The sequence below is a fragment of the Actinomycetospora sp. 2LY8.5 genome, from assembly GCF_057180585.1.
Window position 1 is genome coordinate 206,746 of record NZ_JBXUHE010000006.1, and the last position, 24,498, is coordinate 231,243.

Annotated in this window: 19 protein-coding genes; 13 read left to right on the plus strand and 6 right to left on the minus strand. The window is 74.5% G+C overall.

All coding sequences use genetic code 11. From position 1 onward, the window contains the following. Window positions 1-50: 50 nt before the first annotated feature. Window positions 51-1,241, minus strand: coding sequence for an MFS transporter (locus AC2A1K_RS11040; protein ID WP_483896338.1), 1,191 nt, complete (start codon window positions 1,239-1,241; stop codon window positions 51-53). 182 nt (window positions 1,242-1,423) lie between these two features. On the opposite strand from AC2A1K_RS11040, the gene cofG reads away from it, so the two are divergent. The 4 genes from cofG to yhjD all read left to right on the plus strand — a co-directional run bounded on the left by cofG (window position 1,424) and on the right by yhjD (window position 6,738). Next, window positions 1,424-2,758 carry a 7,8-didemethyl-8-hydroxy-5-deazariboflavin synthase CofG gene (gene cofG, locus AC2A1K_RS11045; protein WP_483896339.1) on the plus strand — a complete coding sequence of 445 codons (1,335 nt, stop codon included), beginning with the start codon at window positions 1,424-1,426 and terminating at the stop codon, window positions 2,756-2,758. Then, a complete protein-coding gene (locus tag AC2A1K_RS11050; protein WP_483896340.1) occupies window positions 2,755-3,867 on the plus strand; it encodes an FO synthase in 1,113 nt (370 codons plus the stop codon). The genes cofG and AC2A1K_RS11050 overlap by 4 nt, the downstream gene beginning before the upstream one ends. 239 nt (window positions 3,868-4,106) lie before the next feature. Beyond that, a complete protein-coding gene (locus AC2A1K_RS11055) occupies window positions 4,107-5,579 on the plus strand; it encodes a flavin-containing monooxygenase (RefSeq protein WP_483896341.1) in 1,473 nt (490 codons plus the stop codon). Between the two features lie 100 nt (window positions 5,580-5,679). Then, window positions 5,680-6,738 carry an inner membrane protein YhjD gene (gene yhjD / locus AC2A1K_RS11060; RefSeq protein ID WP_483896342.1) on the plus strand — a complete coding sequence of 353 codons (1,059 nt, stop codon included), beginning with the start codon at window positions 5,680-5,682 and terminating at the stop codon, window positions 6,736-6,738. A 13-nt stretch (window positions 6,739-6,751) separates the two neighbouring features. Here yhjD and AC2A1K_RS11065 read toward each other — a convergent pair whose 3' ends face one another. Continuing rightward, entirely contained in the window at window positions 6,752-8,011 is a 1,260-nt protein-coding gene (locus AC2A1K_RS11065) for a PucR family transcriptional regulator (protein WP_483896343.1), read from the minus strand. 246 nt (window positions 8,012-8,257) lie between these two features. Between AC2A1K_RS11065 and AC2A1K_RS11070 the strand changes: the two genes are divergently transcribed. Both AC2A1K_RS11070 and AC2A1K_RS11075 read left to right on the plus strand, forming a co-directional pair. Beyond that, on the plus strand, window positions 8,258-9,202 hold the full coding sequence (locus AC2A1K_RS11070; RefSeq protein WP_483896344.1) for an alpha/beta hydrolase: 945 nt from the start codon (window positions 8,258-8,260) through the stop codon (window positions 9,200-9,202). A 14-nt stretch (window positions 9,203-9,216) separates the two neighbouring features. Next, window positions 9,217-10,728 carry a flavin-containing monooxygenase gene (locus tag AC2A1K_RS11075; RefSeq protein WP_483896345.1) on the plus strand — a complete coding sequence of 504 codons (1,512 nt, stop codon included), beginning with the start codon at window positions 9,217-9,219 and terminating at the stop codon, window positions 10,726-10,728. Between the two features lie 33 nt (window positions 10,729-10,761). Here the strand turns inward: AC2A1K_RS11075 and AC2A1K_RS11080 are convergent, their stop codons facing one another. From AC2A1K_RS11080 to AC2A1K_RS11095, 4 genes are all read right to left on the minus strand, one after another. After that, window positions 10,762-12,228 carry an AMP-binding protein gene (locus AC2A1K_RS11080; RefSeq protein WP_483896346.1) on the minus strand — a complete coding sequence of 489 codons (1,467 nt, stop codon included), beginning with the start codon at window positions 12,226-12,228 and terminating at the stop codon, window positions 10,762-10,764. Window positions 12,229-12,244: 16 nt separating this feature from the next. Continuing rightward, entirely contained in the window at window positions 12,245-13,459 is a 1,215-nt protein-coding gene (locus tag AC2A1K_RS11085; protein ID WP_483896347.1) for a D-alanyl-D-alanine carboxypeptidase family protein, read from the minus strand. An 86-nt stretch (window positions 13,460-13,545) separates the two neighbouring features. Beyond that, a complete protein-coding gene (locus tag AC2A1K_RS11090; RefSeq protein ID WP_483896348.1) occupies window positions 13,546-14,598 on the minus strand; it encodes a PA containing protein in 1,053 nt (350 codons plus the stop codon). Between the two features lie 150 nt (window positions 14,599-14,748). After that, window positions 14,749-16,122 (minus strand): primosomal protein, encoded by a 1,374-nt coding sequence (locus tag AC2A1K_RS11095; protein ID WP_483896349.1) that lies wholly within the window; start codon window positions 16,120-16,122, stop codon window positions 14,749-14,751. Between the two features lie 150 nt (window positions 16,123-16,272). Between AC2A1K_RS11095 and AC2A1K_RS11100 the strand changes: the two genes are divergently transcribed. From AC2A1K_RS11100 to AC2A1K_RS11130, 7 genes are all read left to right on the plus strand, one after another. Then, entirely contained in the window at window positions 16,273-17,193 is a 921-nt protein-coding gene (locus tag AC2A1K_RS11100) for a haloalkane dehalogenase (RefSeq protein WP_483896350.1), read from the plus strand. Then, window positions 17,186-17,815 carry a uracil phosphoribosyltransferase gene (gene upp, locus AC2A1K_RS11105; RefSeq protein ID WP_483896351.1) on the plus strand — a complete coding sequence of 210 codons (630 nt, stop codon included), beginning with the start codon at window positions 17,186-17,188 and terminating at the stop codon, window positions 17,813-17,815. The genes AC2A1K_RS11100 and upp overlap by 8 nt, the downstream gene beginning before the upstream one ends. 91 nt (window positions 17,816-17,906) lie before the next feature. Further along, window positions 17,907-19,715: a methionine--tRNA ligase gene (gene metG, locus AC2A1K_RS11110; RefSeq protein WP_483896352.1), complete on the plus strand. Its 1,809-nt coding sequence runs from the start codon at window positions 17,907-17,909 to the stop codon at window positions 19,713-19,715. A gap of 8 nt (window positions 19,716-19,723) precedes the next feature. Next, the gene (locus tag AC2A1K_RS11115; RefSeq protein WP_483896353.1) at window positions 19,724-20,611 is read left to right on the plus strand and encodes a TatD family hydrolase; all 888 of its coding nucleotides are present in this window, start codon (window positions 19,724-19,726) and stop codon (window positions 20,609-20,611) included. A gap of 290 nt (window positions 20,612-20,901) precedes the next feature. Next, window positions 20,902-22,467 carry a transglycosylase family protein gene (locus tag AC2A1K_RS11120; RefSeq protein WP_483896354.1) on the plus strand — a complete coding sequence of 522 codons (1,566 nt, stop codon included), beginning with the start codon at window positions 20,902-20,904 and terminating at the stop codon, window positions 22,465-22,467. Between the two features lie 22 nt (window positions 22,468-22,489). Further along, window positions 22,490-23,401 (plus strand): 16S rRNA (adenine(1518)-N(6)/adenine(1519)-N(6))-dimethyltransferase RsmA, encoded by a 912-nt coding sequence (gene rsmA / locus AC2A1K_RS11125; RefSeq protein WP_483896355.1) that lies wholly within the window; start codon window positions 22,490-22,492, stop codon window positions 23,399-23,401. 64 nt (window positions 23,402-23,465) lie between these two features. After that, window positions 23,466-24,470 carry a 4-(cytidine 5'-diphospho)-2-C-methyl-D-erythritol kinase gene (locus tag AC2A1K_RS11130; RefSeq protein ID WP_483896356.1) on the plus strand — a complete coding sequence of 335 codons (1,005 nt, stop codon included), beginning with the start codon at window positions 23,466-23,468 and terminating at the stop codon, window positions 24,468-24,470. Window positions 24,471-24,498: the final 28 nt, after the last annotated feature.

Below are 24,498 nucleotides of genomic sequence, written 5' to 3' on the forward strand. Positions count from 1 at the left end.
CCACCACGGCACGCCGACGGGGTCGGGGAACCGTCACGACCACGCGACGGTCAGACGACGAGACCGACCAGCGCCGCGACGACCGTCGCCCCACCCAGCAGGAGGAAGGCCGTCGGGAACCCGCCGACGATGCCCGCGACGGCCGCGCCCCCGGCCGGCGCGATCGCGACCGCGAGCGTCAGGGGCGCGGAGAAGACGCCGTTGATCCGGCCGAAGGCGCGCGTCCCCCAGCGGTCGGAGACGGTCGAGGCCTGCAGCAGCGTGTGCAGGCCGCGCCCGGCGCCGGCGACGACGGCGAGCGCGATGAGGAGCACCGCCGGCCCGGGGACGAGGGCGAGCGCGATGACGCCCGCGCTGCCCAGCAGCAGCGCCGCAGCGAGGCGCGTGCGCGGCGTCGACCGTCGTACCAGCGGCACGAACATCAGCCGTCCGGCGACCTGACCGACGCCCGTGAGGCCGAGCGCGAGCGCGGCGAGGCCGAGGTCGAGGCCCCGGCCCTCGAGCAGGGGGACGAGGTTGATCGTCGACGCGTAGAGCCCGAACGCGCTCAGCGCCATCACCGCGGTCACCAGCACGAATCGGGGGCTGCGCAGCACCTCCGAGGCGTGGTCGCGATCCACGGTCTCGCGGGCCACGGTCTCGCGGGCCACGGTCTCGCGGTTGGGGGCCTCGTGCGGACGCCACGGCGGGGTGAGGACGAGTGCGTGCAGCGGCACGGTGACGACGGCGAGCACCACCGCCAGGACGCCGAACGTGCCCCGCCAGCCCACCGGCCCGAGCAGGGCGGCGGTGAGCGGCGCGAACACCGTGCTCGCGAACCCCCCGACCAGGGTCAGGGTCGTCAACGCGCGCACGCGTTGCTCGCCGTACCAGCCGGTCAGCGCGGCGAACGCCGGCGGATAGAGCGTCGCGGACTGCCCCACCCCGGCGACCGCCCACGCGGCGTGGAACAGCGGCAACGTCGGCGCCGTGGCGATCGCGACGACACCGAGGACGCCGACGACCGAGCCCGCGGTCATCACCAGCCGTGGTCCGCGCCGGTCGATGAGCCGGCCGACCACGATCCCGGCCCCGGCCGAGACCAGGGCGCCGAGCGAGAACGCGCCGGTCGCGGCGCCCACCGACCAGCCGGTGTCGGCGCTGATCGACGTCACGAGCACCGGGAACGCGTAGTAGAGGACACCCCAGCTCACGATCTCGGTCACACACAGCGCGGCGAGGGCGCGGCTCCGGACCTCCACCTCGCCCACCCTGGACCACCGGGGACCGGCTCGGGCGCGCAGCACCGCCTCGCTTCGTGCCGCAGGGTGGCCGCCACGCTTGACCACCCCGCACACGGCGTGTCGCGAATCGAGGATGTGGCGATCCTGGCGTCACATGCCAGCGATGCCGCATCGCTCGCACGGGGCGTACGTTCGGGCGCGTGGCCGTCCCCGCCGATCTCCCCGCTCCCGTGTCGCTGCCGCGGCCGCTGGTCGAGCTCCCGGAGCCGGCGGAGCCCTCGCGCACCGAGGTGCGGGTCGCGCTCGGGCGCGCCGCGGACGGGGCGCTGTCCGACGACCCCGAGCACCCGGCGACGCTCTCCGACGCGACGACGCTGCTCGCGGCGCGGGGCGAGGAGCTCGAGGGCCTGCTCGGGCTGGCCGCCGCCCGTCGCGACGAGCACCTCGCCGGCGAGGGGCGCCCGGGCGTCGTCACCTACAGCCCCAAGGTCTTCGTCCCGCTGACCCGCCTGTGCCGCGACCGCTGCCACTACTGCACGTTCGCGACGGTCCCGGGCCGGCTCCCCGCCGCGTACCTCGAGCGCGACGAGGTCCTCGACATCGCCCGGGCCGGCGCCGAGCAGGGGTGCACCGAGGTGCTGTTCACCCTCGGCGACCGCCCCGAGGAGCGCTGGGCCGCGGCCCGCGACTGGTTGGGCGCGCGGGACCTGACGACGACCCTCGAGCACGTCGAGCAGTCGGCCCGGGCCGTCCTCCACGAGACCGGCCTGCTGCCCCACCTCAACCCCGGCGTCATGGACCTGCTCGAGCTCCAGCGCCTGCGCGGGGTCTCGCCGTCGATGGGGATGATGCTCGAGACCACCGCGACGCGGCTCTGGTCGCGGCCGGGCGGCGCGCACTTCGGCTCCCCGGACAAGGAGCCCGCCCTGCGCCGGCGGGTGATCGACGACGCCGGCCGCGCGCGCGTGCCTTTCACCAGCGGGATCCTCGTCGGCATCGGCGACCACCGCGCCGAGCGCGCGCAGTCGCTGCTCGTGCTCGCGGAGTCGGCGCGCCGGGGCGAGCACCTGCAGGAGGTCATCGTCCAGAACTTCCGCGCCAAGCCCGACACGGCGATGCGCGGGGAGCCCGACGCCGAGTTCGACGCGTTCGTCGCCGCCGTGGCCGTCGCGCGCCTGATCATGCCGCTCGGCGTCAGCGTCCAGGCCCCGCCGAACCTGGCCGGCGAGCTCGACGACTCCCAGAGCGCCGCCGACGACCAGGCTCTGCTCCTGCGCGCGGGCATCGACGACTGGGGCGGCGTCTCGCCCGTCACCCCCGACCACGTCAACCCCGAACGCCCCTGGCCCGGCCTCGACGCGCTCCGCGCCGTCACCGGTGCCGCCGGCTTCACCCTCGCCCCCCGGCTGACGATCTACCCGCGCTACGTCCGCGACCCCAACCGGTGGCTGCACCCGGACCTCGTCGACCCCGTCGTCGCCCTCGCCGACCAGCAGGGGCTGGCCCAGGTGCGCCGACCGGCAGCGGCGCGGTGAGCCTCGGCGCCCCCCTCGCCCGCGCCGAGGCCGATCCTGCCGGCCTGTCCGACGCGGCCTACGTCGACCTGCTCGGCGCCGACGGCGACGAGCTCGACGCCCTGAGCGCGCTCGCCGACGACCTGCGCCGTGACGCGGTCGGCGACGAGCTGACCTTCGTCGCCAACCGCAACCTCGACACCGCCGTCGTCCGCGATCCCGACCACGCGAACGCCCTGGTCGACGAGGCCTGGGCGCTCGGCGCGACCGAGATCTGCGTGCAGGGCCCGCTGCCCGCCGACGTCGCGGACCGCGCGCCGCTCGACCTCGTCGCGCTGATCACCGGGCGGGTGCCGCTGCACCTGCACGGCTTCCGCCCGGCGGAGGTCGCCGACGCCGCCGAGCGTCTGGGCCTGAGCCCCCGCGAGTTCCTGACCGCCGCCCGGGAGGCCGGTCTCGGGTCGGTGCCGGGCACCGCGGCGCGCATCCTCGACGACGACATCCGCGCGGTGCTCACCGGCGGCTCCGACATCCCCGCGACCCGCTGGGTCGAGCTCGTCACCACCGCGCACGAGGTGGGCCTGCGATCCACCGCGACGATGGTCTACGGGCACGTCGAGACGCCGGCCCAGCAGGTCGCGCACCTGCGCGCGCTCGCCGCGATCCAGGACCGGACGGGCGGGTTCACCGAGTTCATCGCCATGCCGATCCTCCCCGAGATGCTGCCGCCCGAGCTGCGGCGTGGCGCGGATCGAGGATGTGGCGATCCTGGCGCTGGACGCCGGCAAAGCCGCATCGCTCGTACGCGGAGCGCGCCCGACGGGCGGGAGACGCGCGCGCTGCACGCTGTCGCGCGGCTGCTGCTGCACGGGCGCATCGCGCACATCCAGGCCGCCTGGCCGAAGCTCGGGCCGGAGCTGACGACCGCCGTGCTGCGCGGGGGTGCCGACGACGCCGGCGGGCTGCTGCTCGACGGCGCGCTCGACCCCGCCGCCGGGGCGGAGGCGGGCCGGCAGCTCTCGCTCGCGCAGGTCGAGGCACTTGCCGCCGACCTCGGGCGCACGCCCCGCCAGCGCACCACCGTGTACGGCGACCCGCCCCCCGAACGGATGGCGATCCTCCGCGCCTGACCGCGAGCGGCACCCACCACGGCGTCGCCTCGCCGCAGGAGGGGCAGCCGCAGGAGGGGAAGCGGCGCTCGGACGCGACGGCGCGGGTCGACGGCGACACCGGGCGTGCGCGGCTGTGGTTCGCGCTGGTCCTGCTCGCCATCCTCGCCGTGATCGGCGTGGTCGGGGTCTTCTGATGCGTGGCCGGAGTCGCCGATCCGGGCGTAGGTTCGGGTCGTGGCTGATCACGGCGGGTCGCGGTGACCGCAGCGGTCGACGTCGACGTCGCCGTGGTCGGTGCCGGGTTCGCCGGCATCGGCCTGGGTGTGCGGCTCGCCCGCCGCGGGCGTGAGTCGTTCGTGCTGCTCGAGCGCGCCCACGGCGTGGGCGGGACGTGGCGCGACAACCGCTACCCCGGCGTGGCCTGCGACGTGCCCTCCCATCTCTACTCGTTCTCGTTCCGTCCCAAGCCCGACTGGTCGCGGGTGTTCGCGCCGGGCGGCGAGATCCACGACTACCTGCGCGAGTCCGCCCGCGACGAGGGCCTCGACCCGCACCTGCGCCTGGGTACCGAGATGCAGCGCGCCCGGTGGGACGGCACGCGGTGGCGGATCGCGACGTCGTCGGGGACCTACCGCGCGCGCGTGCTCGTCGTGGCCGCGGGACGGCTGTCCGAGCCGCGGATCCCCGAGATCCCCGGCCTGTCCGACTTCGACGGCCCCGTCTTCCACTCCGCGCGCTGGGACGGTGCCGCCGCGCTGGCCGGGCGCCGCGTCGGCGTCGTCGGCACCGGTGCCTCGGCCGCGCAGATCGTGCCCGCGCTCGCCGGCGCCGCGGCCCACCTCGTCGTCTTCCAGCGCACCCCGCCGTGGGTCGTGCCGCGCGGCGACCGCGCCTACACCGAGCAGGAGCGCCGCGCGTTCGCGCTCGACCCCGCCGCCGAGCGGGCCCTGCGCGAGGAGCTGTTCGAGGAGGCCGAGGGCGCCATCGGGGCGCGTCGGCGCGTCCGCCCCGACATCGACCGGCTCCGTGATCGCGCGCTCGCCCACCTCGCCGACCAGGTGCCCGACCCGCGCCTGCGCGCCCGCCTGCGCCCGGACTACGAGATCGGCTGCAAGCGCATCGTCGTCTCCGACGACCTCTACCCGGCGCTCGGGCGCGACGACGTCACCCTCGAGCCGAGCGCGCTGGAGCGCGTCGAGAAGACCACGGCCGTCGCGGCGTCGGGCGCGCACCACCCGCTCGACGCGCTCGTGCTCGCCACCGGCTTCTGGACGACGCGGCTGCCGTTCGCGCAGCGCATCGAGGGCCGGCACGGCCTGCTCGCCGACCGCTGGGCCGACGGCATGACCGCGCACGCCTCCACCGCGGTGCACGGCTTCCCGAACATGTTCGTGCTCAACGGGCCCAACGCGAGCCTCGGGCACAACTCCGCCGTCTACATGATCGAGGCGCAGATCGACCACGTCCTCGGAGCGCTGGATCACCTCGCCGAGACCGAAGGACGGCCCCTCGAGGTCACCGCCGAGGCCGAGGAGGCCTACACCCGCGAGATCGACGCGATGAGCGCGGACACCGTCTGGCTGCAGGGCGGCTGCCGCAGCTGGTACGTCGACGAGAGCAGCGGGCGCCTCACGCTGCTCTGGCCCGGCACGGCCCGGTCGTTCCGCGCGCGCAACGGGACGTTCGACCCCCGGCCCTACGGACAGCCACCGCTCGTGGGCGGCGCGTGATCGGCGAGTGACGGGCGGCCACTCGGGGTAGCTACGGGCCACGCGGGCCCGACACACGGGTCCGCGAGCAGTCGGGGACCGCGAGAGGAAGCGCGCCAGCATGACGAGCGCCAGCACGACCGACACGGACGACGGGTCGACCGCGCCGACGCAGCTGGAGAAGCTGCGGGCCCGGTACCACTGGCTCGATCACCTCATCCGGGCCGCCTCGCGGTACACCGAGAAGCACGGCGACCACTACGCCGCCGCCATCACGTTCTTCTCGATCCTCGCGCTGGTGCCGATCCTCATGGTCGCCTTCGCGGCCGCGGCGTTCGTGCTGGCCAACAACCAGGCGCTGCTCACCGAGCTGCAGCAGGGCATCACCAGCGCGGCCCCGGCGGGCCTCGGCGACCTGCTCAACCAGGTCGTCGACCAGGCCATCGCCCAGCGCAACGCGGTCGGCATCATCGGTCTGGCGGGTGCCCTGTTCTCCGGTCTCGGCTGGATGGGCAACCTGCGCGAGGCGCTCTCCGAGCAGTGGGACCAGCGCGGCGACCCGCCCAACATCGTCAAGCGCTACCTCGGCGACCTGGGCGCGATGATCGGGCTGGGCCTCGCGTTCGCGCTCTCGTTCGCGATCACCGCCATCGGCACGGGGCTCGCGAGCACCATCCTCGACTTCCTCGGGCTCGGCGGGCAGGCCTGGGCGAGGTTCCTGTTCTTCCTCGGCAGCCTGGCGATCACCCTCGCCGCGAACTGGCTGGTGTTCCTCTGGGTCATCGCCCGGCTGCCCCGCGAGCCGGTGACGCTGCGCTCGGCGGCCCGCGCCGCCCTGCTCGCCGCGGTCGGATTCGTGATCCTGCAGCAGATCATGACCGTCTACATCGGCAGCGTCACCAGCTCGCCCGCCGGCGCCGCGTTCGGCCCGATCATCGGTCTGCTGGTGTTCGCGAACTTCGTCTCGCGCTTCATCCTGTTCGTCACCGCCTGGGCGGCCACACTCAAGGAGAACGAGCGCGAGGAACTCCCCGAGCCCGCACCGGTGATCGTCCGCCCCGCCGTGACGGTCGGGCGCACCCCGGGTCCGCGCGCCGCGGGCGCCCTGCTCGGCGCCGGCGCGCTGCTCGGGGTGCTCGGCCTCGGGCTCGGCGGGCGCCGCCGCAGCCGGTCGGAGTAGCCGGGACGCCTCGCTAGTCCGCCGGACCCAGCCACGCGCACGCCAGCAGCGCGAGCTCGACGTCGAGGCGGTCGTCGCCCAGCGGCCGGCCCCGGACCTCGTGGGCCCGGGCGACGCGGTACTTCACGGTGTTGCGGTGGACCTGCAGGCGCCGGGCCGCCGTGGCGAGGCTGCCGCCGGTCGCGAGGAACACCCGCAGGGTCTCGCGCAGCCGCCCGACGCCGGGCTCGGGGTCGGCGAGCGGCCCGAGGACCCGGCGCACCCACGCCCGCGCGCCCTCGCGGTCGGCGCACAGGAGCGCGACCGCGCCCACCTCGTCGAACAGCGTCACCGCGGGCGCCCCGGTGCCCGAGGCGAGCGCGACGTCGCGGGCGCGGCGGGCCTGGTCGTGGGTCATGCGGAACCCGGGGACGCCGGCCAGCGGGGCCCCGCAGGCGACGTGCAACCCCTCGCCGTGCCGGGTCACCGCGCGGGCGAGGGCGTCGCGGGCCGGGGCGCCCTCGTCGCGGCGCGTGACCCAGACCCAGGCGCTGCTCGCGTCCCACGGCACCACGAGCGGGCGCCCGACCGCGTCGAGGGCGGCCCCGAGGTCCAGTGCGACCCGTTCGAGCCCCGCGAGGTCGGTGTCGGCGGGCGGGTCGTCGAACCAGACCACGAGCCCCAGGTGCACGGGCGCGAGCCGGTACGCGAGCGTGGTCTCGACGGCCAGCTGCTCCTCGGGGTCGGCGGGGGTGCGCCCGGCGAGGACGTCGCGGACCCGCGCCAGACGCAGCGCGTGCCGGCCCTGGCGCCAGTGCTCGCGCTCGGACTCGTAGGCGCCGATGACGTGCTGGGTGACGTGGTCGACGTAGTCCATGACCACCAGCACGATGCGCTGCGACGCCGCCGCGGCCGCCTCGCCGGGCCGGCGCGCGGCCTCGGCGAACGCCCACTCCATGAGGTGCGACTGACCGACGCGGTAGGCGCGCACGAGCGCGTTGACGGGCACCTCGCGCTGGGCCAGGCGCCGCGCGTAGGCCATCGCCGCGGCGGGGGGCTCGACGTCGCGGGGGTCGAGGTCGTGCCGGAGCACGTGCAGGATCGTCTCGACGTTGCCCTCGACGCTCGCGGCGAGGAGGTCGAGCAGGGCGGGGTCGCCGCGCAGGTCGTCGATGCGGCTGGCGAGCACGTCGGTGATCGACGCGCTGACCTCGGCGCGGTGGGGCGCGAGCGCCGCCGCGACGTCGGCAACCGTGGAGACCGCGTCCTCCGGAGTGGGGGAGGGCTCGATCATCACCACCCTGTGATCACCACCCGAGTGCACCAGCGCCGACCCCCGTCCAGCGACCGTAGCCGCCCCAGGATGTGACGACCAGCACTCGCGGCGACGCTCCACCGTGGGACGTCGGCGGGGACGTCGGCGGGGACGTCGGCGGGGACAAGGCGGCGTGGAGCGTTTCGTCCCGGGCGCACAAGCGGCGGCCGTGTGTTCTGCATCACGCTCGGTGGGACCCCTTCCCCGACCTCACGGGAGCCCCCCATGGCCGTCCACCCCGAGGCGCAGGCACTCCTCGACGCGCTGGTCGAACAAGGCATGCCGCCGATCGAGTGCATGACCGTCCCGCAGGCCCGCGCGGCCGCCGGGGCCTTCATCGACCTGCAGCCCCCGGCGGAGGAGGTCGGGACCGTGTCCGACCGGGCGATCCCCGGCCCGGCCGGTGACATCCCCGCGCGCATCTACGTGCCGCACGGCGGCGGCAGCGGCGGGGTGCTCCTCTACTTCCACGGCGGCGGCTGGGTGATCGGCGACCTCGAGACCGTCGACCGGCCGTGCCGGCAGCTCGCCAACGCCACCGACGTCACCGTGGTGTCGGTCGACTACCGCCTCGCCCCCGAGCACGTCGCGCCCGCGGCGTTCGACGACTGCTACGCCGCCACCGTATGGGTCGCCGAGCACGCCGAGGAGCTCGGCGTCGACGCGTCGCGCCTCGCCGTCGGCGGCGACTCCGCCGGCGGTCAGCTCGCCGCCGCGGTGAGCCTCGCCGCCCGCGACCGGAACGGCCCGGCGATCGCGTTCCAGCTGCTGATCTACCCGGTCGTCGACTTCGACTGGACCAGCCCCTCGATCACCGAGAACGGCGAGGGCTACCTGCTCGGGCGCGCCACCATGCAGTGGTTCTGGGCGCACTACCTCGGCGCGACCGATCCGGCCGACGACCCGTACACGTTCCCGCTGCGCGCGACCGACCTCTCCGGGCTGCCCCCGGCGTTCGTCGCGACCGCCGAGTACGACCCGCTGCGCGACGAGGGCGAGACCTACGCCCGCAAGCTGGCCGACGCCGGGAACAGCGTCACCGCGCAACGCTACGACGGCATGATCCACGGCTTCTTCTGGACGCTCGGCGCGACGCCGTCCGCGGCCCGGATGGTCGACGACGCCGTCGCCGTGCTGCGCCCGGCCCTGACCCCCACCGTCGCCGCCTGACGCGAGGAGGACCCGTGACGGTCACCGAGAGCAGCCCGACCACCCGCGCCGGCGGGGGCGACGACGTCGAGCACGTCGACGTCCTCGTCATCGGCGCCGGTGTCTCCGGCATCGACGCCGGTCACCACCTGCGCGAGCGCTTCCCCGACAAGACGTTCGCCATCCTCGAGAAGCTGCCCGGCCGGGGCGGGACATGGTGGACCCACCGCTTCCCGGGCGCCCGCTCGGACTCCGACCTGTTCACCTACGGCTACGCCCACAAGCCGTGGCGGGGTCCGTCGATCGCGACCTCGGAGGAGATCACCAACTACCTCGACGAGGTCATCGAGGAGGACGACCTCAAGGCGGTGATCCGCTACCGGCACACGGTGACGGCGGCGAGCTGGTCGTCGGCCGAGCAGCTGTGGACCGTCGACGTCCACCGCGACGACACGGGCGAGACGCTGCAGATGACCTGCGGCTTCCTGTGGATGTGCCAGGGCTACTACAACCACCAGGAGCCCTACCGGCCGGAGTGGCCGGGCATGGAGCGCTTCCAGGGGGTCATCGCCCACCCCCAGACGTGGCCGCAGGACCTCGACTGGACCGACAAGCGCGTCGTCGTCATCGGCAGCGGGGCGACCGCGGCGACGGTCGTGCCGGCGATGGCCGAGACGGCCGCCCACGTGACGATGCTGCAGCGCACGCCGACGTTCGTGGCCGCGGTGCCGAAGACCCACGAGCTCGCCGTCGCGCTGCGTGCGCTCGACATCCCCGAGGACTGGACGCACGAGATCCTCCGCCGCGCCTACATCGAGCAGTTCAACGAGCTGACCCGGATGTGCCAGGAGACGCCCGAGGAGGCGCGGACCTGGCTCCTCGACGAGATGCGGCCCTACCTGCCCGAGGGCTACGACGTCGAGAAGGACTTCAACCCGGGCTACCGCCCGTGGCAGCAGCGGATCGCGGTCGTGCCCGACGGGGACATCTTCACCGCGATCAGCGAGGGTCGGGCCTCGGTGGTCACCGACACCATCGACACCTTCACCGAGACCGGCATCCGGACCTCGTCGGGCCAGGAGCTCGAGGCCGACATCGTCGTCTCGGCGACCGGGTTCAACCTCAGCGCCCTCGGAGACATCCCGTTCACCGTGGACTCCGAGCCCGTCGACGTCTCGCGGCAGGTCACCTGGCGCGGGATCATGATCTCGGGCATCCCGAACATGGCCTACGTCTTCGGCTACTTCCGGCACAGCTGGACGCTGCGGGCCGACCTCGTCAGCGACCTCATCTGCCGGCTGCTCACCACGATGGAGAGCCGGGGGGCCCGCTCGGTCACCCCGACCCTGCGCGACGAGGACGCGGACATGGAGATCCGCCCGTGGTCGGACCCGGAGAACTTCAACTCCGGCTACGTCATGCGCAGCCAGGACAAGATGTTCAAGCAGGGTGACCGCGTGCCCTGGACGCACATGCACGAGTACGCCGAGGAACGCCACACCCTGCCCGCCGCCGACCTCGACGACGGGTCACTGCGGTACCGGTGACCACGGGTCGAGCTCCCGCTCCGCTTCCGGAGATCAGCGGAGCGACGAGCGCCGGACCTTGCCCGCGTCGTCGCGCAGCGCCTCGGCCGAGCGCCGCCACGCCCGTGGCCGCTTGGCCGGGGACAGTCGCGCGGCGACGTGGGCGTCCAGGTCGGCGTCGGTGACGTCGCCGTCGGTCTGGACGACCGCGTGCGGCACCGAGCCGAGGTCCTCGTCGGGGGCGGGCACGACGACGGCGGACACGACCGCCGGGTGCTCGAGGATCGCCGCCTCGATCTCCGCCGGGTACACGTTCTGGCCGCCGACGACGATCATGTCGGCGGCGCGGTCGGCGAGGTAGAGGTAGCCGTCGGCGTCGAACCAGCCCATGTCGCCGAGGGACTCCCAGCCGCCGGGACGGGCGCGGGCCTCGGCGCCGATGTAGCGGTAGGTCGTGCGGCCGGGCTCGGGGCGCAGCCAGAGCTCGCCGACCTCGCCGACGTCGCACCGCCGCTCCCCGTCGAGGGTGCGCGCCTCGATCTCCCCGCCGGTCACCCGACCGACCGAGCCGGGATGCTCCAGCCACTCGCGGCCGGTGATCGACGTGCGGGCCTGCGCCTCGGTGCCCGCGTAGCCCTCGTGCACGCGGTCGGGGCCGAGCCAGTCGATGACCGCGCGCTTCACCGCGGGCGGGCACGGGGCGCCGATGTGGAACAGCGTGCGCAGGGCGGGGAGCTCGGGCAGCTGCGCACGTCGGGGCGAGCTCCCCTGCCCTAGCTTGATCATCCGTCCCATCATCGTCGGCACCGCGTAGATCCAGGTGGCGGCGTGCTCCTGCGCGAGCGCCAGCGCGCGGGCGGCGTCGAACCGGCCCATGAGCACGACGTGGTGACCCGACATCAGCCCGAGCAGCGAGAACAGGTACGGCGCGTTGTGGAACAGCGGCGCCGTGCACAGCAACGTCCCGTCCGGCTCGATCCGGTAGACCGCCGCCCGCGACGCGACGATGTCGATCGTGCCGGGCTCGGCGGCGACGATGACCTTGGGTCGGCCGGTCGAGCCGCCCGAGGTCGGTGCCTTCCACGCCGGCGGCGCCGGGGCGGGCGGTGGCGGGGTGTCGGGTCCCTCGGGCCGGTGTCCGACAGGGAGCGCCGTGGTGCCGTCCGGGGCCCGGACCTCGGTGCCCGGGGCGAGCCCGGCGACCACGGGCGGGCGCACCACCTCGAGCACCGCGGCGAGCTCGCCGACGGACAGCTTGTGCGACAGGGGCTGCGGGACCGCGCCGAGCTTCCACGCCGCGAGCGTCAGCGCGTAGTGCTCGGCCACGTTGGGCAGCGCGATCGAGACGAAGTCGCCGGGCCGGACGCCGCGGCCGGCGAGGTCGTGGGCCCAGCGGTTCGCGTGGGCCTCGAGGTCGGCCCTGCTCCAGGTCGTCTCGTCATCGGTCACCGCGGGCCGGTCAGGGCGCTCGCGCGCCATGCGGGTGAACGCTTCCCCCAGGGACTCGATCGCCTCGACCATGTCCCCGATCCTCCGCTCAACGGCGCCCGGAGCGCAGCGCGACCAGGCCGCCGACGCCGGCGACGACCGCCAGGAGCAGCAGCGGCGTGCTCCACGACGACGTCGCGCCGGACTCGGGCGGGACGGCCCCGGCGTCGTCGCCGCCGTTCGGCTCGGGGATCACGCTGACCTGCGGGCCGGACTCCTCGGCGGGTCCGTCGGTGAGCGTGCCGACGCCGCGCAGGTCGGGCAGCGCGAAGCCGTGGTCGAGCAGTGCCGCCGCCTGCTGGTACATCGGGGTGGGTCGCTGCTCGCCGCGCATCAGCACGACGACCAGCCGCCGGCCGCCCTGCTCGGCGGCCCCGATGAACGTGTGCCGCGCGTCGTCGGTGAAGCCGGTCTTCCCGCCGAGGAAGCCCTCGTAGCCCGAGGTCAGCAACCTGTTGTCGTTGACGACCTCGAACGGCGGGTTGGTGCCCCAGCCGGGGAAGGGGATGCGCGCGGTGGCGACGGCCTGGGCGAACGGGGGCTCGCGCATCGCGACGCGGAAGATCGACGCGAGGTCGTAGGCGGACGTCTGCATCCCCGGGCCGTCGAGTCCGGACGGCGTCGCCGCGCGGGTGTCGAGCGCACCGAGCTCGCGGGCCGTCGTGTTCATGAGGTCGACGGTCGCCGGGACGCTGCCGGTGAGTCGCACCGCGAGCGCATGGGCGGCGTCGTTGCCCGACGCCATCATCATCGCGTCGAAGACCTGGCGGATCGTGTACTGCCCGCCGGGCCCCATGCCGACCCGCGTGCCCTCCTGGTCGGCGTCCTCCTGGGTCCCGGTGATCGTCTCGTCGAGGGGCAGCCTGCGGGCGACGAGCAGGCCCGTCATCGTCTTCATCAGCGACGCCGGGCGCAGCCGCGCGTGGGCGTTGCGGGCGGCGAGGACCTGGCCGGAGTCGAGGTCGGCGAGCACGTAGGACACGACGCCGACCGCGGGCGCGGGCGGTGCCCCGGCGGGGACGACGTCGCCGCAGCCGCCCATCGCCGCGCCGCCGACCGGCGGGTCGGGCACCGGGAGCGGCGTGGGCGCGGGCCGGCCGGGCTGCGGCACCTCGGACTCGTCGACCGGCGGGCCGGGCGCGGTGCCGAAGGGGCAGGAGGCGCCGGCGGGGAGGGCCGGTCGGGCGACCGCCGCCCCGGGCAGGGCGCCCAGGGTGAGCGCGAGGAGCACCGTCACCGTCGCGAGGCGTCGTCGGGAACGCACCGGGGCGACCCTAGACGCCGGGGCCGCGCTCGCGAGGACCGACGGGCCGCACGGGAGTGGCACGGCGTTCCGGCGGAGGGGCAGCCTCAGTCCTCCGCGGTGATGTTCTCGGTGGGGAGTTCCGCGCCGTTGTTCTGCGTCTCGCGGGTGGCGGGCTTGCGGCTGCCGCGGCGCTGGGTCGGGCGGGGCGCCGGCATCGGGCCGGAGGAGCCGCCGCCCGGGCCGAGGATGATCTCGGCGAAGGTCGCCATGGCCTCGTCCAGGTGGCCGGCGTTGCGACGCTCGGACTCCTCGTTGGCCTGGCGCACCAGGGCGACGACCGCCTCGTGGTCGGGGCGGCTGACCAGCGTGCCGTCGAGGCGGTCCAACCCGTTCTCGACCGACGTCGACAGCGCGCCGACGCGGTCGCCCAGGCCGGTCTCGACGCCGTCGAGGCGGGTGCCGACCTGGTCGAGCCTGCTGGTCAGCGTCTCGAGGCGCGCGGTCAGCTCGCCGACCTGGTTCGTCGTCTCGGTGCGCGTGGTGTTCGCGTCGGTGCGCGCCGCCTCGCGGGTGCCGGTGATCTCCTCGGAGACGCCGCGGGCGAGGTCGTCGAGGCGGTCGCGCAGCGAGGAGTCGACGGCGTCGACGCGCTCGCGCACCGGCCCGGTGACCGCGGCGGGCAGCCCGTCGAGGCGCATCTCGTGGCGGTCGAGGCGGTTGTCGAGGTCGTCGAGGCGCTTGTGCAGGCCGGCGATCCGGTCCTCGAGCCCGTCCATGCGGCCGGCGACGCCCTCGAAGCGGCCGCTGACACCGTCGAGCCGGCCGTCGAGCTGGGCGAACGGGGTGGCCAGGCGGTCCGCGACACGGTCGACGAGCCCCTCGACCAGCCGGGCGAGGGAGGAGACCGAGGACTCCTGCGCGTCGAGCTTGGCGACGGTCTCGTCGAGCCGCTCGGCGAGCACGCTCATCTCGGTGCGGTCGGGCACGTCGGAGAGGCGCTTGCGCATCGCGCCGAGGGTGTCGAGAGCCGCGAGGCGGCCGTGGATCTCATCCAGCGAGTCGAAGATCTGCTGCTGCTCGCTGTCCCGGACCTCGGCCGCCCGCACGAGCATGCTGCGCATGCGGTCGAAGGACATGGTCTGGCTGTTGTCGATCACGCGGCGCCCAACTCTCTGCGACGGTTCCGGCCCCGGGGACGGTCGGACTCGGCGGGGCCGAAGCGTAAACACCTCCCGAGTGGCCACCCCATCCGGGTGATGCACGGCGCGGGGGTGTCCGCCACATGCGCACCATGCGTGCGCTCCGGTTCAGTGCCGGCGCAGGCGCCCCAGGAAACGGTCCTCGATCCCGCGCCATGCGGCGGCCTCGCGGTCGAAGGGCGGGGACGGCGTCAGGCGCGTCGGGTCCGGGCGCACGACGAACGACACGAGCCAGCCCAGGCTCTGCGAGGGCGCCAGCGCCTCGCGCGTGCGGCTGTCGTTCGCCCAGTCGGCGGCATCGGTGACCAGCTCGACGGCGAGCTCGAGCTGCTCGGCGTCGACGACGTCGGGACCCTCGGTGATGTCGTCGGCGATGCCGGCGAGCACGTAGCGGTTCTCCGGTGCGACCTCGATCTCCAGGTCGCCCCCGGTCGCCGCGCCGACCACCTCGTCCCAGGTGGCGACGTTCGCGAGGTCGTGGCCCTCGGCGCCGTCGTTCGCGATCCACGTGCGCAGGGCTCGCGCCGAGCCGAAGGTCTCGATGGTCCCGCCGCGGCCGAGGAACACCGGCTCGTCGTCGAGGTAGCAGCGCAGGGTGACGACCTCGCCCTCGGTGGTCGTGATCGCGATGGGGTCGATGCCGACCTCCTCCCAGAAGCTCTGCTCGGGCTCCTCGGCCTCGTCGACGAGGTCGCTGCGCAGCGACTCGCCCGCGGTGTCCTCGCGCAGGTCGTCGGGCGCGTCGGCCAGAGGCCCCGATGCGGCCGCGTCCTGCGGATCGGACGCGACCGCCTCCGGGTCCTCCGGGTCGCCGTCGGCGTTCTCGGCCGGTGCGGCCTCCTCGCCGGCCGGGTCGTCGTCGGAGCCGGTCTCCCTCGGCGTGGCCGTGGCCCGCAGGCGGGTGGCGAGGTCCTCGTCGACCTCGGGTGTGCTGATCATCGCGTCGAGCGCGTCGACGACCTCGTCCCAGCGCTCGTCGACGACCTCGCCCAGCTCGGCCCACAGCGCCTGGCCGTCACGGCCGGCGAACGCGGTCGGGCCGGCGGTCAGCGCGGCGAAGGCGGGCGTCGCGTCGAGCACCTCGTGCACGACCTCGAGGTCGCAGGCGTCGGCGAGCGAGCGGCACATCGCGGCGACCTCGGCGAGGTCGTCGAGGGTCCACGTGTCGGGGTCGCCCGCGACCAGCTCGGGAACGCCGACGACGTCGTAGCGCTGCACGTCCTCCGGGGTCAGCTCGTCGACCGAGAGCTTCACGACGACGGGCCAGGCCGGGTGGTCGGCGAGGTCGTGCTCCAGGCCGGACTCCTCGGCGGTCGCGACCCACGCGGCGAGGTCGGCGGCGTCGCCGAACGCGAAGAGGGCCTCGTCGTCACCGAGGAAGGCCTCCCACTCCTCGCCGTCCTGGCGCCACCGCGGGGCCCAGAGCGTGACGAGGTCGCCGGGCGTGAGCGCCAACGTGATCGGGATGATGTCCTGCGCCATGCCGAGCGGCCTCCGCGAGCCTGGGTGACGGGTGCGCGGCGCACCCTATGAGAACGGTCGTGACCTGCCCGTACCGGCAAGGATCCATGCCGGTGTCCGCAGGTGCCGACGGGTCGAGCTCCGTCCCCCGGAAGTGACAGGCTCCCGCCCATGGACGTTCTCCGCACGCCGGACGACCGGTTCGCCGACCTCCCGGGCTTCGCGCTCGCCCCGCGGTACGTGGAGGTCGACGACCCCGACGGCGGACCACCGGTCCGGATGGCGACGTACGGCTCCGGGCCGGACGCGGCACCGACCGTGCTCCTGCTCCACGGCGAGCCGTCGTGGAGCTTCCTCTACCGGCACGTGATCGACGCCCTGGTCGGCGCGGGCCTGCGGGCCGTCGCGATCGACATGGTCGGCTTCGGGCGCTCCGACAAGCCCGCGCGGACCGCCGACCACAGCTACGCCCGCCACGTCGCCTGGACCGCGCAGGCCGTCGACGCCCTCGGGCTGCGCGACGCCGTGCTGGTCGGCCAGGACTGGGGCGGGCTGATCGGGCTGCGCCTGGTGGCCGCCGAGCCGGACCGCTGGGCGGGGGTCGTCGCGGCGAACACCGGACTGCCTACCGGCGACGTCGACATGCCCGCGGTGTGGTGGCGGTTCCGCCGCGCGGTGGAGAAGGCCGAGACGCTCGACGTCGGTCGCCTCGTCGCCTCCGGCTGCACCCGCGGGCTCGCGCCGGGAGACCGCGCCGCCTACGACGCCCCCTTCCCCGACGAGACGTTCAAGGCCGGCCCCCGGGCGATGCCCCTGCTCGTCCCGACCCGCCCCGACGACCCGGAGAACGGCCCCAACCGTGCCGCCTGGGACGCACTCGGGCGCTACGACCGCCCGTTCCTCACGGCGTTCTCGGACTCGGATCCGATCACCGGGGCGATGGCCCCGGTCCTGCGCGCGCACGTCCCCGGCGCGACGGGCCCGGAGCACCCGGTGATCACGGACGCCGGGCACTTCCTGCAGGAGGACGCGGGCGACGTCGTGGGCCGCGTGATCGCGGAGTTCGTCGCTAACCTGCCGCCCCATGGCTGATCCACGGGTCGTCCGCCATCCGCTGGTCGACGTCCGGATGACCACCCTGCGCGACGCGTCCACCGACCGCCCGACCTTCCGGGCCGCGGTGCGCGAGCTGACCGCGATGGTCGTCTACGAGGCGATGCGAGACGCGGCGACGGCGCCGCTCGAGGTCCGCACGCCGGTGGCGACGACGACCGGCGCCGTCCTCGCGAACCCCCCGGTCCTCGTGCCGGTGCTGCGCGCCGGGCTGGGCATGGCCGAGGCGGCGCACGCCCAGGTGCCGGGGGCGGTCATGGGGTTCGTGGGCGTCGCCCGCGACGAGGAGACGCTGCAACCGACGCCGTACATGGAGTCGCTGCCCCGGAGCCTCACCGGCATCCCGGTGTTCGTGCTCGACCCGATGCTCGCCACCGGCGGCTCGATGGCCTACACGATCGACCTGCTGCAGGCCCGCGGCGCCGACGACGTCGCCGCCGTGTGCCTGCTGGCGGCCCCGGAGGGCGTCGACCACCTGGCCGTGACCCACCCGGACGTGCCGGTCTACACCGCCGCCCTCGACGAGCGGCTCAACGAGCACGGCTACATCGTCCCGGGCCTGGGTGACGCCGGTGACCGGCAGTTCGGGGCCATGACATAGGCCACCGACGTAGCCGCTGCGGTAGCCACTGCGGTCGTCGCTGCGGTAGCCACTGGCGTAGCCGTTGGCGGGGCTGTGGAGGATGGACGGTATGAGCATCCCCGTGCTGACCGCCGTGGCGTGGCCGTACGCCAACGGTCCGCGGCACATCGGCCACGTGTCCGGGTTCGGTGTGCCCTCCGACGTCTTCTCGCGCTACCAGCGGATGGTCGGCAACCGGGTGCTCATGGTCTCGGGCACCGACGAGCACGGCACGCCGATCCAGGTGCAGGCCGACGCCGAGGGCACGACGCCCCGCGAGCTCGTCGACCGGTACTCGCGGGTGATCCAGGACGACCTCGTCGGGCTGGGCCTGTCGTACGACCTGTTCACGCGCACGAGCACCGACAACCACCACCGCGTCACCCAGGACCTCTTCACGGCGCTGTGGCACAACGGCTACGTCAGCACGGAGAAGACGCTCGGCGCGATCAGCCCGTCGACCGGGCGGACGCTGCCCGACCGCTACATCGAGGGCACCTGCCCGATCTGCGGCTATCCGAGCGCCCGCGGCGACCAGTGCGACAACTGCGGCAACCAGCTCGACCCGGCCGACCTGATCAACCCGCGCAGCCGGATCAACGGCGAGACGCCGCAGTTCGTCGAGACCGAGCACCTGCTGTTCGACCTGCCGGCGTTCTCCAAGTCGCTCGCGTCGTGGCTCGACACCCGGACCCACTGGCGGCCGAACGTCCTGAACTTCAGCCGCCGCCTCGCCGAGGACCTCAGGCCGCGCGCGATCAGCCGCGACCTCGACTGGGGCGTGCGCATCCCGCTCGACGGCTGGCACGACGCCCCGATGAAGCGCTTCTACGTCTGGTTCGACGCCGTCATCGGCTACCTGTCGGCGTCGGTGGAGTGGGCTCAGCGCACCGGTGACCCGGACGCGTGGAAGCAGTGGTGGTGCGACCCGGACGCGCAGTCCTTCTACTTCATGGGCAAGGACAACATCACCTTCCACTCGGTGATGTGGCCCGCGATCCTGCTCGGCCACAACGGCGAGGGCGATCGGGGCGGCGAGGTCGGCGCGTTCGGTCGGCTCAACCTGCCCACCGAGGTCGTCAGCTCCGAGTTCCTGACGATGAGCGGCTCGAAGTTCTCCACCAGTCGCGGCACCGTCATCTACGTCGGCGACTTCCTGCGCGAGTTCGGGCCGGACGCGCTGCGGTACTTCATCTCGGTCGCGGGCCCGGAGAACCAGGACACCGACTTCACCTGGGACGAGTTCGTGCGCCGCACGAACTTCGAGCTCGCCAACGAGTGGGGCAACCTGGTCAACCGCTCGGTGTCGATGGCGGCCAAGAACGTCGGCGCGGTCCCCGAGCCGGCCTCGCCGGACCCGGCCGACGAGGCCCTCCTGCAGCAGTCCCGCGCGGCGTTCGCGACCGTCGGCGCCCACCTGGCCCGCTCGCGGTTCAAGCAGGCGATCACCGAGGCGATGCGGGTGGTCGGCGAGGCCAACGCCTACCTGAGCCACCAGGAGCCGTGGAAGCGCAAGGACGACCCGGCGCGTCGGGACACGATCCTGCACACCGCGCTGCAGGTCGTGCAGGACGCGAACACGCTGCTGACGCCGTTCCTGCCGCACGCGGCGCAGAAGGTGCACGAGGCCCTCGGCGGCACCGGCGTCTGGGCGGAGCAGCCGCATCGGGAGGAGGCGGGCACGGCAGCGTCGACGGCCGAGCTGGGCACGAGCCACTCGGTGCTCACCGGCGACTACGCCTCCGAGCAGGCCCGGTGGTCCTCGACGCCGATCCCGGTGGGCCGTCCGCTGGCCCGCCCGACCCCGCTGTTCGCCAAGCTCGACCCGTCGCTGGGCGAGACCGGGCCGTCGTGGGCGCCGATCCGGACCGATGAGTGACCCGGACGGTGAGTGACAAGGGCCGCGTCCCGCCCCCGGTGCCCGAGCCCCTCGGCTCCGGGGTCGTCGACGCCCACACCCACCTCGACGCCTGTGGGGCCCGGGAGCCCGAGGTCCTCGCGCAGGTCCTCGACCGCGCCACCGAGGCCGGGGTCACGGCGATGGTCACGACGGCCGACGACCTCGGGTCCGCGCGCTGGGCGGCCCGGGCGGCCGACACCGACCCGCGGGTGTTCGCGGCGGTGGGCCTGCACCCGACGCGCTCGCTCGACCTCACCGACGACGCGCGGCGGGAGATCGAGGCGCTGACGGCCCTGCCGCGCGTCGTCGCGGTCGGCGAGTCCGGGATGGACGACTACTGGACCACGCGCCGCGAGGACTGCGCCCCGGTCGACGTGCAGCGCGAGGCCTTCGCCTGGCACATCGACCTCGCCAAGCGCACCGGGCTGCCGCTGGTGGTGCACGACCGCGACGCCCACGACGCGATCCTCGACGTCCTCACCGCCGAGGGCGCGCCGCCGACGACGGTCTTCCACTGCTTCTCCGGTGGGCCCGAGCTCGCGCGCCGCTGCGCCGAGGAGGGCTGGTACGCCTCGCTCTCGGGCACCGCGACGTTCCGCAACGCGAACGCCGCCGACCTGCGACGAGCGGCCGCCTGGATGCCCGCCGGGCTCGTCCTCGTCGAGACCGACGCCCCGTTCCTGACTCCGCATCCGTACCGCGGTCGGCCGAACGAGCCCTACGTCGTCCCCCACACGGTGCGCGCTCTCGCGGAGCTGCGTGACGAGCCCGCGGAGCGGCTGGCGGAAACCAGTGCCGACAACGCCCGACGGGCCTTCGGTCTCGCCGAACAGCCTCAACCTTCACGTTCCGTCGCACGAGAGAGCACTCAGTAACTACGCTCGTCGTCGTCCGCGTGCCGTTCGGCGCAACACGGTCGTGTCGGCTTGATGGTGCCGACACCCAACTCGTTACCGTGCTGTGACTCGCCGGGATGGAACCACCCCCGAGGCCCGCGTGACGGAGGACTTCCCCAGGTCCGAAAGCACAGGGAGAACGGCACGAGGTCGTGACGGTCTCCCAGGGCGCGGTTCCTGCCCGGATGTACGGACGAAGTGGACTCCCCTGTGCTTGTGCGCTCCCTGAGGGCCCTCCCGCTCGTCGTGCTCCCCGCCGGAGCCGGACGATGAGCGCGGACACCGCCACCAGCCGCAGCCGCGCCGGATACGACGGCGAGACCGACACCGCCGGGCTCCCGGTCATCGGTCACGACCCCTACGGCACCTACGGGTACGGGCAGGATCACGGCGCCGGCACCTGGGCCACCGACTACGGGTCGGACTACGCGTCGGACTACGGCTACGACGCCGCCCACGAGTTCGGGTACGACACCGCGTACGGCGCCCGTGGCTTCGACGGCCGGGCGCCGGCCTGGTTCGACGACATCACCGGTCCGCTGCCGGTCCAGGACGCGCACGGCGCGAGCGGCGACATCGCCCTCACCGACCTCGACGAATGGAACGACCTCGAGTCGCTCACCGGCGAGCAGGACCTGGCCTCCGACGAGCGTGACGCGGACCCGCACGGCGACCTCACCGCCGCCGCCCCCGCCGGCCTCACCTCGTTCGACGACCCGGACCGCCTGGCACCGGACACGAAGCGACGCTCGAACGCGGTCAAGGGCGGCGTCGCCGTCGCCCTGCTCGCGGTCGCCGCCGGCGGCAGCACCGCGGTCGCGCTGGACAAGGAGGTCACGGTCACGGTCGACGGCGTCGACCAGGTCGTGCACACCTTCTCCGGGGACGTCGCCGGCGCCCTCGACAGCGGTGACATCGAGATCGGCCCGGGCGACCAGCTCGCCCCGGGGCCGAACGCCGAGGTCAACGACGGCGACCACCTCGTCATCAACCGCTCGCGGGACGTCTCGCTGATGGTGGACGGGCGCCCGCAGACGTTCCAGACGACGGCGCGCACCGTGTCGGACGCGCTGGCGCAGCTCGGTCTGCCCGTCGACGGCCTCGCCAGCTCGGCGCCGATGAACGCCAACATCCCGGTCAACGGGATGAACCTCGACGTGCGGACCCCGAAGACGGTCACGCTCGTCGACGGCGGCGCCGCGCCGCGCCAGGTCACCACGACCGCGCTCAACGGCCCGGAGCTGCTCGCGCAGAACGGCCTGGCGCTCAGCCCGACCGACACGCTCGCGGGCGGCGAGGGGCTCGTCAACGGGTCGACGATCACCGTCACCCGCAACACGGTCAACCAGGTCACCGAGACCCGTCCGGTCGCGCCGCCCATGCGCACCGTCGACGACCCGGACCTCGAGGAGGGCGAGACCCGCGTCGAGGAGCCCGGCCAGGCCGGCGAGGAGATCGTCACCTGGACGGTCAACGCCACCAACGGGCAGGAGACCGGCCGCACGCAGGTCGGCGAGTCGCAGGTGACGCGCCAGCCGGTCGGCGGCGTGATCCACCGCGGCACCAAGCCGAAGGCCACCGCGCCGGCCGTGAGCAACGGCGGCAAGTGGGACCGCATCGCCCGCTGCGAGTCGACCGGCAACTGGTCGATCAACTCGGGCAACGGCTACTACGGCGGCCTGCAGTTCGACCGCCAGACCTGGCGGGCCTACGACGGCGACCAGTACGCCGCGCTGCCCCACCAGGCCAGCCGCGAGGAGCAGATCGCCGTCGCCGAGCGCGTCCGTGAGGACCGCGGCGGGTACGGCGCCTGGCCGGTCTGCGGGAAGAGGTAGCACCGCGGGCACACTGGTTCCCGTGACGGAACCGGTCCGCCTGCTCGGCCCCGCCGACGTGCGGGGTCTCGCGGCGGAGCTGGATCTGCGTCCGACCAAGCGGCTGGGACAGAACTTCGTCCACGACGCCAACACCGTGCGCCGCATCGTCCGCCTCGCAGGGGTGGGCCCGGCCGACGTGGTGCTCGAGGTCGGGCCCGGCCTCGGCTCGCTGACGCTGCCCCTGCTCGAGGCCGCGGCGGGCGTGGTGGCCGTGGAGATCGACCCGGTGCTCGCCGGACGGCTGCCCGCGACGGCGGCGGAGCGGGCGCCGGGACGCGACCTCCGGATCGTCACCGCCGACGCCCTGCGCCTGGCCCCTCACGATCTGGCCGCGGGCGACCTGTCGCCGCCCCCGGACGTCCTCGTCGCCAACCTGCCCTACAACGTCGCCGTGCCCGTCGTGCTGCACCTGCTCGCCGTGCTCCCGGGACTGCGCCGGGGGTTGGTGATGGTGCAGTCGGAGGTCGCCGAGCGCCTGGCCGCCCGCCCCGGCGAGAAGGCCTACGGGTCGCCGTCGGTCAAGCTCGCCTGGTATGCCGACGCGCGCCGGGCCGGGCCGGTGCCGCGCGCGGTGTTCTGGCCGGTCCCCGGGGTCGACTCGGGGCTGGTCGCGTTCACCCGCCACGACCGCGCGCCCGCCGATGTCGACCGCGCCGCGGTCTTCGCGGTCGTCGACGCCGCCTTCGCGCAGCGCCGCAAGTCCCTGCGGGCCGCCCTCGCGGGCTGGGCGGGCTCGGCGCCCGCGGCGGAGGCCGTGCTGCGGGCCGCCGGGGTCGATCCGGGCGCGCGGGGGGAGTCGCTGGACGTGGGCGCGTTCACGGCGGTTGCGCGGGCACTCAGGACACGGAGCGTCGACCAGAGCACGCCGAGAGGGGAGCTCGACCATCGATGACGCCGGTGGAGCCGGACGCCCCGACGCCCTGAGCGCGAACGGACGTCATCCGTACCCTGGACAGGTGCTCTCTGCCGTCGGACCGCCGGTCACCGTCCGCGTTCCGGCGAAGATCAATCTCCATCTGTCGGTGGGGGACCTGCGCGACGACGGCTACCACGACCTCGTCACCGTGTTCCAGGCGCTGAGCATCGCCGACGAGGTCAGCGTCACCCGCGCGGTCAAGGACGCGATCGAGCCGGGCGTCACCGTCTCGGGTGCCGACGGCGTCGACGTCTCCGAGGTCCCCGACGACACCACCAACCTGGCCTGGAGGGCGGTCGAGGCGCTCGCGCGCCGCGCCGACCGGAAGCCCGACGTCCGCATCGGGCTGCACAAGGCGATCCCGGTGGCCGGCGGGATGGCGGGTGGCAGCGCGGACGCCGCCGGAGCGCTCCTCGCCGCCGCGAGCCTGTGGCGTCTGGACACGGGCCGCGAGGGCCTCATGGAGATCGCCGCCGAGGTGGGCTCGGACGTCGGGTTCGCGCTGCACGGCGGCACGGCGCTGGGCACCGGGCGCGGCGAGCGGCTCGTGCCCGTGCTCTCGCGGCACACGTTCCACTGGGTCGTCGCGGTCGCCGACCACGGGCTGTCGACCCCGACGGTCTTCGGCGAGCTCGACCGCCTGCGCGCCCGGCCGGAGGCGCCGCGACGGGTCGGCGACGTCGAGCCGGTGCTCGAGGCGCTGGCGTCCGGCGAGGCGCGCTCGCTGGCACTCCTGCTCGGCAACGACCTCCAGGCCGCCGCGGTGAGCCTGGACCCGGGGCTGCGCCGCACCCTGCGCGGCGGCGTGGACGCGGGCGCGCTCGCCGGCGTGGTGTCGGGCTCCGGCCCGACCTGCGTGTTCCTCTGCGACGGCCACGACGCCGCGGTCCGCGTGGCCGCCGAGCTGGCCGGCGCCGGGGTGTGCCGCACCGTCCGCGTCGCCCACGGCCCCGTCGCCGGTGCCCGCGTCGTCGACGGCGACGGCGGCTCTCCGGGCCCGCCGTCCCCACCTCGCCCCGACCCCGGTCCCGGCGCCTACGCCTGACCCCGCTGACCTTCTTGGCAGCGAACGT

Bases quoted from the DNA above. Each gene is read 5' to 3' on its own strand.
- yhjD (WP_483896342.1), top strand. From the start codon at position 5,680: ATGACGAGCGCCAGCACGACCGACACGGACGACGGGTCGACCGCGCCG.
- AC2A1K_RS11065 (WP_483896343.1), bottom strand. From the start codon at position 8,011: ATGATCGAGCCCTCCCCCACTCCGGAGGACGCGGTCTCCACGGTTGCC.
- AC2A1K_RS11070 (WP_483896344.1), top strand. From the start codon at position 8,258: ATGGCCGTCCACCCCGAGGCGCAGGCACTCCTCGACGCGCTGGTCGAA.
- AC2A1K_RS11080 (WP_483896346.1), bottom strand. From the start codon at position 12,228: ATGGTCGAGGCGATCGAGTCCCTGGGGGAAGCGTTCACCCGCATGGCG.
- AC2A1K_RS11095 (WP_483896349.1), bottom strand. From the start codon at position 16,122: ATGGCGCAGGACATCATCCCGATCACGTTGGCGCTCACGCCCGGCGAC.
- AC2A1K_RS11100 (WP_483896350.1), top strand. From the start codon at position 16,273: ATGGACGTTCTCCGCACGCCGGACGACCGGTTCGCCGACCTCCCGGGC.
- upp (WP_483896351.1), top strand. From the start codon at position 17,186: ATGGCTGATCCACGGGTCGTCCGCCATCCGCTGGTCGACGTCCGGATG.
- metG (WP_483896352.1), top strand. From the start codon at position 17,907: ATGAGCATCCCCGTGCTGACCGCCGTGGCGTGGCCGTACGCCAACGGT.
- AC2A1K_RS11120 (WP_483896354.1), top strand. From the start codon at position 20,902: ATGAGCGCGGACACCGCCACCAGCCGCAGCCGCGCCGGATACGACGGC.